The 13085-nt window shown below is 66.5% G+C and carries 13 protein-coding genes; 9 read left to right on the top strand and 4 right to left on the bottom strand.

Annotation, left to right across the window (positions count from 1 at the left end; translation table 11 throughout):
- The first annotated feature begins 83 nt into the window (after positions 1-83).
- The 5 genes from AL3_RS19060 (at position 84) to nhaA (ending at position 4550) form a co-directional block, all read left to right on the top strand.
- The gene (locus AL3_RS19060) at positions 84-941 is read left to right on the top strand and encodes a hypothetical protein (RefSeq protein ID WP_151724047.1); all 858 of its coding nucleotides are present in this window, start codon (positions 84-86) and stop codon (positions 939-941) included.
- 117 nt (positions 942-1058) lie between these two features.
- Positions 1059-1349, top strand: coding sequence for a DUF1540 domain-containing protein (locus tag AL3_RS13440; RefSeq protein ID WP_066301866.1), 291 nt, complete (start codon positions 1059-1061; stop codon positions 1347-1349).
- A 47-nt stretch (positions 1350-1396) separates the two neighbouring features.
- Positions 1397-2287 (top strand): HNH endonuclease, encoded by an 891-nt coding sequence (locus tag AL3_RS13445; RefSeq protein ID WP_066301867.1) that lies wholly within the window; start codon positions 1397-1399, stop codon positions 2285-2287.
- Between the two features lie 13 nt (positions 2288-2300).
- Positions 2301-2684 (top strand): RNA-binding S4 domain-containing protein, encoded by a 384-nt coding sequence (locus AL3_RS13450; protein ID WP_169795755.1) that lies wholly within the window; start codon positions 2301-2303, stop codon positions 2682-2684.
- Positions 2685-2723: 39 nt separating this feature from the next.
- Positions 2724-4550 (top strand): Na+/H+ antiporter NhaA, encoded by a 1827-nt coding sequence (nhaA, locus tag AL3_RS13455; protein WP_066301870.1) that lies wholly within the window; start codon positions 2724-2726, stop codon positions 4548-4550.
- 20 nt (positions 4551-4570) lie between these two features.
- Here the strand turns inward: nhaA and AL3_RS13460 are convergent, their stop codons facing one another.
- Positions 4571-4840: a hypothetical protein gene (locus AL3_RS13460; RefSeq protein ID WP_066301872.1), complete on the bottom strand. Its 270-nt coding sequence runs from the start codon at positions 4838-4840 to the stop codon at positions 4571-4573.
- Between the two features lie 251 nt (positions 4841-5091).
- Between AL3_RS13460 and AL3_RS13465 the strand changes: the two genes are divergently transcribed.
- Positions 5092-5820 carry a hypothetical protein gene (locus AL3_RS13465; RefSeq protein ID WP_157075268.1) on the top strand — a complete coding sequence of 243 codons (729 nt, stop codon included), beginning with the start codon at positions 5092-5094 and terminating at the stop codon, positions 5818-5820.
- A gap of 52 nt (positions 5821-5872) precedes the next feature.
- Here the strand turns inward: AL3_RS13465 and AL3_RS13470 are convergent, their stop codons facing one another.
- From AL3_RS13470 to AL3_RS13480, 3 genes are read right to left on the bottom strand one after another with little or no spacing between them, the layout of a single operon-like run.
- On the bottom strand, positions 5873-7561 hold the full coding sequence (locus AL3_RS13470; RefSeq protein WP_066301875.1) for an amidohydrolase: 1689 nt from the start codon (positions 7559-7561) through the stop codon (positions 5873-5875).
- 48 nt (positions 7562-7609) lie between these two features.
- Positions 7610-8587 (bottom strand): aldo/keto reductase, encoded by a 978-nt coding sequence (locus AL3_RS13475; protein ID WP_066301877.1) that lies wholly within the window; start codon positions 8585-8587, stop codon positions 7610-7612.
- A gap of 17 nt (positions 8588-8604) precedes the next feature.
- A complete protein-coding gene (locus AL3_RS13480) occupies positions 8605-9714 on the bottom strand; it encodes a zinc-binding dehydrogenase (RefSeq protein WP_066301880.1) in 1110 nt (369 codons plus the stop codon).
- Between the two features lie 92 nt (positions 9715-9806).
- On the opposite strand from AL3_RS13480, the gene AL3_RS13485 reads away from it, so the two are divergent.
- The 3 genes from AL3_RS13485 to AL3_RS13495 all read left to right on the top strand — a co-directional run bounded on the left by AL3_RS13485 (position 9807) and on the right by AL3_RS13495 (position 13083).
- A complete protein-coding gene (locus tag AL3_RS13485; protein ID WP_066301882.1) occupies positions 9807-11213 on the top strand; it encodes an amidohydrolase in 1407 nt (468 codons plus the stop codon).
- Positions 11214-11280: 67 nt separating this feature from the next.
- Positions 11281-12234, top strand: a complete 954-nt coding sequence (locus AL3_RS13490; protein WP_066302032.1) for an aldo/keto reductase — start codon at positions 11281-11283, stop codon at positions 12232-12234.
- A 24-nt stretch (positions 12235-12258) separates the two neighbouring features.
- The gene (locus AL3_RS13495) at positions 12259-13083 is read left to right on the top strand and encodes a molybdenum cofactor biosynthesis F family protein (RefSeq protein WP_066301885.1); all 825 of its coding nucleotides are present in this window, start codon (positions 12259-12261) and stop codon (positions 13081-13083) included.
- Positions 13084-13085 lie beyond the last annotated feature (2 nt).

Consider the following 13085-nt stretch of genomic DNA (forward strand, 5'->3'; position numbering starts at 1 on the left):
GGTTATACCCAGCCGCCGGGGCGGGTCCAAATGCGCCCCTGTGGCAAGATTTCCAGCGAACGTACTACGAGCTTGGGGGCAGGGTGCCTGCGTTATTCGAAGGCCTGGATTTTTGGACAGTTGCCCAGGCAACGGCTCTGGTGTCCGCCGTTTTTGGCGTGTTCACGGTAGCCAGGGCCTGCTGGGACAACACGGGGCTGCCGGCACTGCAGGACCGCTACCTTGAACTGGTCTCTGCACGCGCCGCGGAACTGCGCAGCGGGGATCCCGCCGGCCGGCAGGGCGCCGCCGCCTATACCCGGCAGATGGTCCGCTCGGTGGCCGATCCACGGCTGATTCTGCGGCGAACGGACAGCAGCGGCTGGCTCCGCCGGGTTGAGCAGTCACGGCAGTCACGACCCGGCGCCGGGCAGCGCCGCCAGGCCGCCGAGTCCCTTGCGGCACTGCTCAAACGCCCCGATCTGCTTCCCGGGCAGGAGGCACTGGTCAGCCGGGCCCTGGCGGACCTGGAATCCGCGGTCCGGGAGGCGGACACCCTCGCTGACCTGGCCGCCGTGCGGCCGCTGCGCTCCACGGCAGCCGCTACCCTGCTGCGCGGTCCCGCAGCCCGCCGGTTCCTGGGAGTCTTCCTCCCGGCCATGGGCCGCTACCTGGACTTCGTGGGCCGGGGCAGCGCCCTCGGCCTGGCAGTGGGGGTGCTGGTCTCCGGCGGCCTGAGCGCCGAAAGCCAGCTGGTGGGCATGCTGACCACGGTCTGCGGGGTTGGCGGTGCCATCATCTTTACCATCACGGTGATCCGCTGCGACGCCCGCTCCTGGCCGGCCCGCAACGGACGGCTGCCAGCCATGCTGCGGCCAGGTTTCCCGGAAGCCTCGTTCCTGCTGCGCCTGGTGCTCACCGTCATGGTGGTGCTGGCCACGGTGTCACTCCTGCGCCGGTAATTCACCGGGGTCCGGCCTGAATTAGGGCCCGAAAATTCGTGCTAATTATTCGCTGCCAACGGTGGTACGTTCGGACTTCAGGCAAGAAGCACTCCGGCATCCCGCACAGGAGGAACCATGACTGACCACGTTGCACCCGTTTCCGACTGCTCTGTCCACAACTGCGACTTCAACCACGACGGCTGCACGGCATTCGCGATTACCGTCGGCGGAGCCCCGGAACACGCCAGCTGCGCGACGTTCATCGATACTTCCGCCACCGGCGGGCTTCCCAAGGTCCTTGCGACCGTCGGTGCCTGCCAGCGGGGCGAATGCCGTTTCAATGACCATCTGATGTGCGATGCGCATGACGTGCGCGTCGGCCCGGGGGCTGAGCTCGCTGACTGTCTCACCTACCAGCCGCGTTGAGACGGCACTGAGACACCCTTGAGACCACACTCTTCCCGGAACTGCCGGTGACCGCTGTTCTGCTGGGCTGGGATCCAGTATGGCCGGAAGCCTGGCAGCCGGATTATTCCGAGGCGGCCGGCGGCGCTGAGGACGCCGGTTTTTTCCGGGCTGTCTGGGACATTTCGGGAAACCCCGGAGTTGAACCCGGCTCTGACGCCTGGTTCGTGCTCCCCGGTGAGATAGCCGCCGTGGCGGGCCACGGCGTCGTCGTCTCCTATCCGTACCAGCTCGCTGACCCGGACGAAGGCACCCTCTTCACCGTGGCTGACGTTGATATTGACCTGCTGCTGCCGCTTGGAGAGCAGGTGCCCCTGGCCGAGCTGGTACCCGGCTTGACCACGGCGGACTTCGGTAACGACGCCGGCGTCACCGTGCTGGACCGCGGCGCAGGGAGTGCGCTGCGCGCCGCGTGGGCCCGGCAGGTGGCCGGCGTTCCAGGGCCGGCCATCTCCCCTGTGCCGGGAACACTGCCCCAGCAGGCACTGCGCTGGTCCCTGGCGAGCCGCTACGAGAACGACCCCGACGCTGTCCGGATCTGCCTGGTCCACCATGGTCCGGTGTGTTCGGCCTGCGGCTTCGATTTTGCTGCCGCTTTTGGCTGTGAGGGTGCGGACCTCATGCAGGTCCATCACATTGTGCCGCCGCAGCTGGTGCTGGAGGACTACGAACTGGATCCGGCAACCGACCTCGTACCCCTGTGCCCCAACTGCCATGCCATGGCGCATGCCGGCACCCCCAATCCCTACACTCCCGCGGAGCTCCGCCGGCTGATCGAAGCGCAGCACCATCAGGTTCCCTCAGCGGCTGTGAACGGCATGATCCTCTCCCCGGAGGCAATGCAGGCCCAGAAGGACGCGGCCCGGCTGCTCGGAGTCCGGACGCCGCGCCCGGACTAAACTCGGGACCATCATGAGCATTCCAATGAGCACCCCGAAAAGCGTGCGGATCGACGCCTGGCTGTGGGCCATCCGCGCCTACAAAACCCGTTCCGCCGCTACTGCCGCGTGCCGTGCCGGGCATGTCAAACTCAATGGCCACGCGGCGAAAGCCGCGCAGCCGGTACAGCCCGGGGACAGCATCCGTGTCCGGCAGCCCGGGTTCGAACGGATCCTGGAGGTCCGGGCCCTGATCTCCAAGCGTGTTGGTGCCGAAGCCGCCTCCCACTGCTTCACCGACCACACCCCGGAGCGTCCCCCGGCCCCGGCTCTTGGCCTGCCGCAGCGGGACCGCGGCACCGGGCGCCCGACCAAGAAAGACCGCAGGGAGATGGAACGCCTCCGGCGTGAGCGCTAGTCTCTGACGCAGGATCCGGCCCGGAGGAAGGACCAGCCCATGCCAAGCAGCCAAGGCGCTTCCGGGCTGCTCAGCCGATTGGGTGCCTTGGGCCAGGAAAAACGGGCTGCGTCCCTGCTCCTGCTCTTTACCGTGCTGGCGCTGCTCTGGGCCAATTCCGCCGTGTCCCTCAGTTACGCAGAGTTCTGGGAAACCACGGTCGAGCTGCGGATCGGCAGCTGGGACCTGGAGCTGACCCTGCAGGAGGTTGTAAATGACCTCCTGATGGCGGTCTTTTTCTTTACCGTCGGTCTGGAGGTGCGGCGCGAGTTTGCCCTCGGGGAGCTGACCAACCGCTCCCGTGCCGTTGTGCCGGTGGCCGGCGCCGCAGCGGGAATCGCCCTGCCCGCCCTGGTTTTCCTGCTGATTGCCGGGCGGACGGAGTACGCCCACGCCTGGGGTGTTGTGATCTCCACGGACACCGCCTTCCTGCTCGGAGCGCTGGCAATCGTGGGACCGAAGTTTCCCGGACGGCTGCGGATCTTCCTGCTGACCCTTGCCGTGGTGGATGACGTCGCTGCGCTGAGCATTATTGCCCTGGTCTACACCGATCACCTGCAGCTTATGCCGCTCCTGGCGGGGTTCGCCGGGCTGGCCGCGGTGGCTGCCTCCCGGTACCTGCCCCGCGGCCGGGGTGCCGCCTACGCCGTGCTCGCCGCCGCGACGTGGCTGGCGTTCTACTACGCCGGGGTCCACCCCACCCTGGCGGGTGTCGCCGTCGCCCTCTTTGTTCCCGTTTTCGCTCCGCGCCGGCACGAGGTGGAGCGGGCGCTGGAACTGGCGCAGACGTTCCGGCAATCGCCCAACTCGGAGTACGCGCGGGCAGCGGCCGGCAGCCTGCGGGAATCCATTTCCATCAACGACCGGCTCCAGAGCGCCCTCAGCCCCTGGGTTTCCTACCTGATCCTGCCGCTGTTCGCACTGGCCAACGCCGGCGTGGAGCTCGACGGCGCCACCCTGTCAGCGGCAGCCAGGTCCCCGCTCACGTGGGGTGTGGCAGTCGGCCTGGCCCTGGGCAAGTTCACCGGCATCTTCGGTGTATCCGCGCTGCTGCGGCGGCTGGGGCTGGGCGAGTTCGGGCCCGGCCTGACGCTCGGCCGGATCGCCGGCGGCGCCGCCCTGTCCGGCATCGGGTTCACCATCTCACTGTTCATCATCAGTCTGGCCATCAACGACGACGCCGCCCAGAACGAGGCACGCGTCGGCGTACTGACCGGGTCGGTGCTGGCCTTTGGGCTGGGCACGGTGATCTTCAAGGTGCTGGAGGCACGGGCTCCGCTCGAGCCGGTCGGCAAGCACCTGGCCAGGCCGGTGGACCCCGGCCGGGATCACGTTTTCGGCAATCCCGAAGCGCCGCTGACTCTGGTGGAGTACGGAGACTTCGAGTGCCCGTTCTGCAGCCGGGCCACCGGCGTCGTTGACGAGGTCCGTGAGCACTTCGGCGCGGAGCTTCGCTGGGTGTGGCGGCATCTGCCCCTCACCCGGGTCCACCCCCATGCCGTGCAGGCCGCGGAGGCGGCGGAAGCCGCCTCCCTGCAGGGCCGCTTCGGACCGTATGCGTCCAGGCTCTTCGAGGACCAGGACCATCTGGAGCCGGCGGACCTGCTGTCCCTGGCGGAGAACCTTGGGCTGGATCCGGACCGGTTCGAGTCGGATCTGCGGTCAGCCGACGTCGTAAACCGGGTGCGGGACGATGCCCTGGACGCCGAGGCCATGGATCTGCATTCGACCCCCACGTTCTTCGTGAACGGCGTCCGGCACCGCGGCCCTTACGACGCCGCCGCGCTCATCCGCGCACTCAACGCGACCCGCACGGACACTGCCTGAGTTCCCGCCCTGCCCCCGGTTCAGGGCTGCTTCGAGTCTCCCTCGCAGGACCTGCACAGCCGCCGGCCGCCGACGTCCCTGCCGGCGCAGATCTGCAGGGCGGGCTTGTTGAATTCCCAGGTCCGCTGCACCACCTGGCACCAGCCGGGGTGGTACGCGGTGCCCCGCCGGGTGATGTACACCTGTCCCGGTTCAAGCCGCGGCAGCACCGGCCGCGGCTGCGGTTCGCAGGCCGGCAGCCACCGGCTTCCGGAGGTGACCATCCCGGACGGTGAAACGAGAGAGTCCACTGTCCGGGTCTTCCGTGAAAGTACGTTATATGTCCCCATGCACCTGACCATAGCTACGCGCTGCTCAAGGTTCGCTGTGGAAATCCGCAATCTTGGCACAAATCGCGGCGTGTCCTTTTCTGGAATCCCCGAAACTTCCGGGACGGAACAGTATGCTCCCCGCCATTGGCCCCGCCGGGACAGGAAACTCCCTGCCGTGATCCAGCTTGGGCGGCTATCCTGTGGTGATGCTGAAGAGAATTGCCCGGAAAGTGGCTGCCGCCGCGCTGGTTCTTTTCGCGTTTACGGCGGGGATGGTGGTCCTGGGGGTCTATGCACTGATCAGTTTCGCAGCCTGGGCCATCTGGGGCGCAGTGCCGCCGGCATATACGTTCGCCCTCGCGTTCGCTGTGCCCCCGCTGGGGATCGGTGCGCTCACCGGATTGCTGATTGCGGCCCAAAAAACGTCCAAGGCCCTCGGGCGCCGGCGCAGAACCCGCGTTGAGGCCCAGGCCCGGACCGGTTCCTGGGACGCGGCCTGCCGCCGGCGGGATGCCTCACTGGTGGCTTGGTCCCGGTATGAAACCGATGTTGCCCTGCTGATCGATTATCCGGTGATGACCGACTACTCCGATCCCGTGATCCGGGAGGTCCTCGTGGCCATGCAGGGTATCCGCGAAGCCGAGCGCGGTTCCGATCCGGCCCGCCTGCACCTGGCCGTGGACCGCTTCGACGTAGCGCTGCGGACGGCGGAGAACTATGCCCGCCGCTGCGGCCAGTCCAAGCTGACGGACCAGGAACGGAGCCGGCTCGCGACCGCCCGGACGGCCCTGAACCTTATCCTCGACGGTGCGGCTTCGCCGTCGGAGGTCGACGGCGCCTACCGCAGCCTGCGCGGATCGCTGCGCGGGATCATCGACCTGCCCGCCCCGGCAGCAGCGGACCTGGACGCCCGTGCGCGCAACGCCCGGATGCTGGGCACTGCTCCCGTCCGCTCCTGAACCAGCCGCGGCCGGAAACCCCGCGCGGCCGGTTCTCAGGCGGTGCCGGTTCTCAGGCGGCCGGTTCTCCGGCGGGCTGCCTCGCTGTCTGTGCTGCCGTGTCGAAGACGAGGCTGCCGGCGAACCAGGTTTGTTGCGCCGTGATGTTCCGGACCTCGTCGATGGGGATGGTGTACGGATCCGCGGACAGCAGGACGAAGTCTGCCGATTTACCCGGCGCCAGCGATCCAGCCACGTCCTCAATTCCCATCGCCTCGGCGCAGGCGGTGGTGTAGACGCGGATGGCTTCTTCGAGCGTGATCGCCTGTTCGGGCCACAAGGCACCGGGGAACCCGCCCAGGGGATTCTGCCGGGTCACCAGCCCGTAGACGCCCTCCCAAACGTTCGGGGAAACACTCACCGGCCAGTCGGATCCGCCGGCGATCCGGGCGCCGGCGTCCAGCAGCGAACGGTTGGGTTGCATCCGCGAAGCCCGTTCGGCTGGCAGCACCGTGGCGATGGCTTCGGAAATCACCCCGGGGAACCACAACGACGGCGAGATATCGGCCGTGACGTTGAGCTCGGCAAAGCGGGCGATATCCTCCGGATGCACGAACTGGCCGTGCGCAATGTGGTACTTCGGCTTGTCCCAGCCTGCGGCCCGGACCTTCGCGACGGTATCCAGCACCAACCGCACGGAGGCATCTCCGGTGCAGTGGATTTTCGCTGATATGCCGCGCGCAGCGGTTCCCAGCAGCCAGATTTCAAGGGCGTCCGCGTCGAGTGTGGTTTCCCCGCAGTGGCAGGCGGGGAAACCAGCGGACGGCAGGTAGGGCTCGATGAAGGCAGCTGTTCCGGCCGGCGGAACACCGTCAAGGAAGATCTTGATGAAATCCGGCCGGTGGTGGAGGCTGCGCAGGTCCCCGCGGTGAGCAATGATCCCCTCTCCCAGGGGCTCTGTTCCGAAGATGAAATCGTTCGCCTGCATGGACGTCACCACCCAGGCCTGCAGGGTGCCGGCGTCATCAAGTTCCTTGAGCGCCTGCATCAGCTGCAGGGAGGTGGCCGCGTCCTGGAATCCGGTGATGCCGTAGGAATGCAGGATCTCAATGCCGCGGGCCGCTGCCCGGGCCAGGTCCCCGGTGGAGACGGGCTGCAGCCGCGCCAGGGTCTTTTCCGCCAGTACGCCGGCAGCTTCGACCAGCACCCCGGTGGCCCGTCCGTCCGCGCTGCGCAGGATCTGCCCGCCGTCCGGGTCCGGTGTGTGGGCATCAATTCCGGCCAGCTTCAGTGCCGGCGAGTTGGCCCACCGGTTGTGTTTGCTGTCATCCTTCAGCAGCGCCGGGCGTCCGCCCGTTGCCGCATCAAAACGGGCAAGGGCCTCGGGGGTGCTGATGGCCTGCATCAGCCCGGCACCCCAGCTGCCGCCAAGCAGCCACTCGTCCGGTCCCAAACCGGCCGCGTACTCCGCGACGGCAGCCAGCAGTGAGTCGAGATCGAGTGTCGGAGGAACATCGAGCTCGAAAAGGTCCATCTGGCCGGCCAGCAGGTGGTGGTTGTGCACGTCCAGGAGACCCGGCATCACATATCCGCCTGCCAGGTCCAGCACCGCGGTGGACGGCCCCCGGGAGTCCAGGGCCTCCTCCCCCGCCGCCAGGACCTTCCCCCCGCTGACCGCCAGGGCATGTGTCCGTGGCATGCGGGCGTCAAGGGTGTCGATGACGCCGTTGACCAAGAGCAGATCAGCCTGCTGTGAAACCATGTGTCTTCCCCTTTGCATTCCTCAACGGTTCGGGTTTCGCCGTCCGGGTCAGGGACCTTCGGGCGAAACCACGCCTTTGTCTGCCCAGAACGGCTCGGCGAGGCGGCGCAGTTCATCTGAACCTACCCGCTCCACCAGCTCTACTGCGGCAAGGTTGGAGCGCAGCTGTTCAACGCTGCTCGCACCGAACAGGGTGGTGGCGTTGGCGGGGTGGGTCAGGGTGAAGGCGATGCACAGCTGGGCCGGGGTGGTGCCGAGGTCACTGCTGAGCGCCTTGATGCCGGGAAAGCTGTCAATAATCCGATCCCGGATGCTGCCCGGGTCCCTGCCGACTTCCCGCCCCGGGTTCAGCTTGCCCGCCAGGATGCCGCCTTCCATCACATCGGATGCCTGCATGGTCAGGCCCTGCCGGAAGAGCGCCGCAAACGGTTCACCGTCGGCGATGGAACGGCGGGAGAGGCTGTACTTCAGCTGCGCCATCTGGGGACCGTTGACACCTTCCTCCGCTGCGATGTCCAAAAGCGCCTGGATGTTGCCGGCGGACCAGTTGTTAACCCCCCAGCACCCCAGCAGGCCGGATTCCTCGAGCTCCGCGAGATCCAGGACCAGCCGGCGCAGGTCGATGCCGTCCTTCCGCAGGTCCCCCAGCACGGCGATGTCCGCATGGTCCGTGCCGGCACGGAACAGGGCATTCTCCAGCTGCGCCCGCAGGCTCTGCTCCGGGTATCCCTCCAGCCAAAGCTTGGAGGAGAGCAGATACTGGTCCCGCTCCACACCTGCCGCCCGGATGATGGCTGAAAAGAGGACGTCGGTAAAGACCGGCGGCTGGTGTCCCGGAAAGCCGTAGACACCGACGTCGAACATGTTCAGGCCGTGGTCTGCGGCTTCACGGACCATGGCGACCGAATCGGAAAAATCCATGCGGTCGTAAATATGCCAGGAGCCCAGTGAAAGCACTGAGGCCATCGGCCCCTTAGTGCCGATCCGGCGTTTTGGCAGGAGGGTTGTTGAAGATGAAATGGTCATTGTTGTTTCCTCACTCGCTAGGGCAGCCGCGGATCGACGACGGCCTTGATCTGGTTGAGTTCCGACATGGCTGCCAGGGCTGCCGAGGCGCCCTGCAGGCCCACCGGTTCGCTGAAAAGCTCGTCCCAGGGCATACGGCCGGCGAAGGTGGAGAAGAACTGGATGGCCCGGTAGTAGTCGGAAATATCGCCGTTCAGCGAACCAACCACGCTCAGTTCCTTCCCCATCACCATGCCCAGCGGCACCTCGTTGTCCGCCGGTCCGGTGCTGCCCACCACCGCAACCGTGCCGCGCTGGGCTGCCATGGCGACAGCTTCCTTGCCAACGGAGGGTGCACCGGCGAAATCGAAGACATGATCTGCTCCCTTCCCGTCTGTCAGCTGCAGGACTTCCTGGACACAGGCGTCAGAGCCGAGGGCAACACTCACAGTGGCGTCGGCTCCAAACCGCCCGGCCATCCGCAGCCGCTCATCGGGGGCTCCAACGGTGATGACCTTTCCTGCGCCGGCAATCCGGGCGACTGCCGTGGCGAAGATCCCGAGCGCTCCGGCACCCTGCACCACTACCGTTGAGGCGGGCCGGATCCCGCCGACCCGGTCAAAGGACCGCAGCACCGTCTTGGCGGCGCAGCCGGCCATCGCCGCCCAGGTGTCCTTGACGTCGCCGGGCAGGAGAAGCTTGGCCGCGCCGGGCGTGACATAGCAGTGCTCAACCAGGCCGCCGGTAGCGTACGGCCAGGTATCTGCCCGCTGGCGAAAGCCATAACCGCGGTCGCTGCAGGCAACCGGCTCGCGCAGTACCGTGCAACCAAAGCAGTTCCCGCAGGTGGACTCCGACCAGCCAATGCGGTCGCCGGCGGACAATGGACGACCCAGGGTATCCGCTGCGCCGTCACCCACAGCCACGATGGTTCCGACCATCTCGTGTCCCAGGACCATGGGCAGCATGCCTGGAAAAGTCATTCCCCCGGCCCAAAGATGGACGTCCGTGCCGCACAGCGTGGTGCACGTAATTTCAACCAGCGCGGCGCCTGGTTCCAGTTTGTCCGGCAGCGGAATGTCCTGAACCGCCAAGGCGGAACCGTGAGCCGTCAGGACGGCAGCACGGGTTGTTGCGGGAAGCGACATGGTCCTTTTTCCTCCAAGGTATGGCGTGGGTCACGTAATTTGAAGTTAGTCTACATACGTTGACTGAAATCACCAGTGCCTTGGAGGCAAAAATGGGCCAGACCCCGGCCGGACCCGGAATCCCTGCGGACCTCATCCTTCGCGGTGGATCCGTCATCACGATGGACGGCAGGAATTCCGAAGCCGAAGCCATAGCCGTGAGCGCCAACGAGATCGTCTTCGTCGGCTCCAGCCAGGACGCGATGCGTTTTGCGGGGAACAATACCCAGGTCATTGAACTGAACGGGAGGGCCGTTATCCCGGGCATTAACGATTCGCACCTGCACGGGGCCTGGCTCGGTGCCCTCTGGCCGGACACCATCATCGGCGGGGCCGGCTTCCAGAGTCCGGCCGCCAGGCTCGAAACCGGCGAAGACCGCCGGAATGCCATCCTGCGCACCGGCAGGCTGCTGGCCTCCCTGGGTATCACCAGCTACACCGAACCGGGGCTCGGCCCCGGCGAGGACAACGGACCCACCGGCTGCTTCGGCAGCGGCGTCCTCGACGCCTACCGGGAACTGGCCGACGCCGGCGATCTGACCGCACGGGTCACGGTCCTGAACCTCTTCGGCGAGCTGGACGGAGCAAGCGACATTGAGTCATTCGAGCGCGGACTTCGCGGCTTCCGGCCCTACAAGGGGGACCAGAAATGGCTGCATCTCGCCGGGGTCAAGATTTTTGCGGACGGAATTCCTCCGATGCACAACGCCTGGACGCACCACTGCTATCCGGACGGGTCCTCCGGGGATCTCCTGGTCGATGGAACCGACACCGCTGCCCGGGAGGGCAATCTTCGCCGGATGATCCTCAGTGCCCACGCCGCCGGTCACCAGATCGGTGTGCACGCCACGGGCGACCGGTCCATTGAAACCTTCCTGGAGGCGGTCGAATCCGCCGGCCCGGAAAGCGCCCGGGCAGCCAGGCACTATGTCATCCACGGAGACCTGATCAGCGGGGCGGCACTGGCACGGCTGGGCTCGCTCGGCATGGGCATCAACATCCAGCCCGGCATCGCCGTGGCCACCGCCCCAATGCTGGCCGGAGTTCTATCCGACCAGATTGCTGCCTCCTCCTGGCCCATCCTGTCCGCCATGGGCGGGCCGGCGAAACTCTGCCTGAGTTCGGACGCACCCGTCCTGTCCCCTGACTGGCGGCAGGGAATCGCCGCGGCGGGGGAATGGATCGGAACCGGCCACGGAATGGGGAACCGGGAACTGATGACCGGACTCCTGAAGTCCTACACCTCCCATGCGGCCTGGCAGGACAAAGCCGAGGCTTGGAAGGGCACCCTGGAGCCCGGCAAGGCCGCAGACCTCTGCGTCCTGGAGCATAACCCGCTGGAAGTCTCCCCCGGCGACCTTCCCGGGGTCCGGGTTGACCTGACCGTGGTCGACGGCCGCATTGTCTATGACCGGGAGTCCGCGGCCGGAGAGCCGGATTCAACCGTTGCGCATTTTTAGTATACGGCCGTAGACTCAAAATTCACCGGTAGCCCAAGGAGGAACTATCTTGTCCGCAGAAACGAAAATGCCGCAAAGGAAACTTGGAGCGGATGGTCCGCTGGTCCCGGTCTATGGCCTGGGCTCCTGGAATACCTGGGACCGGATGGAGTTTGACGACGCCGTCGGAATCCTGCGGCGCTCCGTGGACGCAGGCGTCAATTTCTTCGACGTCGCCCACTACAACATGGGGCCGCACGCGGAACAGTCCACAACCGATCTGATCTTCGGTAAGGCCATCCGGGAAGCCGCCATTGCCCGGGAGGACTACCTGCTCTGCGGCAAGCTCTGGCTCTGGGAATACCCCGCCGCGGGGTTCGCGGCCCAGCTCAACGAGTCGCTGGACCGGGTCGGCGTTGATAAGGCGGACCTCGTCGTCGTCGGCGACTATATGGAACGGCCAGACGTCCGGGCCATTGTCACCGAGGTTGCCGAGCAGGTCCGGGCCGGCCGGTTTGACGCCTGGGGGGTCAACAATTGGATTGCCGCCGACCTCCACCAGGCGATTGACTTCGCCCGTGCGGAAGGCCTGCCGGCACCCTGCTTCGCGCAGCTCAAATACAGCGTGGTCCGCCGAACGATGGCCGAGGGGCCCTTTTACCAGGAGCTCTTCGACTCCGGCAGCTTCGCTATGCAGGCCTCGGACATCCTCGAAGGCGGGATTCTGGCCGGAAAGCTGCACCCCGAGCGGAAGATCGGCGCCGACCCGGGTGGTATCCGCGGCGAAATCAGGGAGGCAGCAGCAGAGCTGGCGGAGATAGCCGGCAGCTTCAACACCTCGGCCCCGCAGCTGGCACTCGCTTTTTGCCTCGCCAACCCCGCCGTTGCCAATGTGCTGTTCGGGGTAAGCCGCCGCGAACAGCTGGAGGACAATCTGGCCGCGCTCGAGCTCTACCACCGGCACGGCAGCGCCCTCCGAGAGGCCGTTCAGCATCTGTGGGTTGATCGGGACAAAGTACAGGCAGACGGCAGCTGGCTCTAGGCCGGCACTAAGGAGATCTTCAGCATGCGAACAACCCAGAACCCCGCAGATACCTCGACCTGGCTGCCCCTGGACGGCCTGGCCCCGGGATTCGATGCGAACAAGGCGCCGCTGTCCGGTACCCTCGCCGGACGCTGGATCAACCTGACCATGGCCGACGGAACCCGGATCGCGCACAAATTCGGCACGGAGTCCGTCGCCTGGAGCTTCCAGCCTCCCGGGCATGCCGTGCAGGAAGGCGAAGATCCCTATGAGGCCTTCGAGGTTGCCCCTGGGCTCTTTTACGCACAGTTCCAGCATGTCTCGTCGCCCGGGGAAGCGGTTTCACTCTTCCTGGACCTGGACAGCGGCCGTGCTCTCTCTGTCATCTCGACCATCGGCACAGCTTCCCCGGCCCAAACGGCCGTGGGCCAGCAGTTCATCACCGGAACCATCGACGGCGCTGAGGTGGAAGGCAGCGAACCGGCTCCTTCCACGGCTCTGGTCGGAGGCCGCGTCCTGTGGGAGTACAGCACTGAACATGCCTACGAACATCTCTATCTGAGCCCGCGCTGGTACACCTGGCAGTGCCTGTCCGGGCCGGAGCGCGGCCTCGCGGACACCGATCAGCAAACCACCTATCAGCTGCGCCCAGGCATCTTCGTCTTCGCGTGGCGGGAGAAAGTGGTGCCGTGTGCGGCAGTCACGGTGGCGGACCACCGGGACGCCGCGGCGCTCCGCTCCCACGGCAGCCTGTTCGGGCTTCACCAGGACGGCAGCCAACCGGTGCATTTCACCTTTGGTGCCCACGGGCGGCTGCTCAGCCGGACAACCCACCCGGCAGCCTTCGATCCCGCGCGTAGCTGGTAGCC

This window comes from Arthrobacter luteolus NBRC 107841 (assembly GCF_001552075.1).
Lineage (GTDB): Bacteria > Actinomycetota > Actinomycetes > Actinomycetales > Micrococcaceae > Arthrobacter_B > Arthrobacter_B luteolus.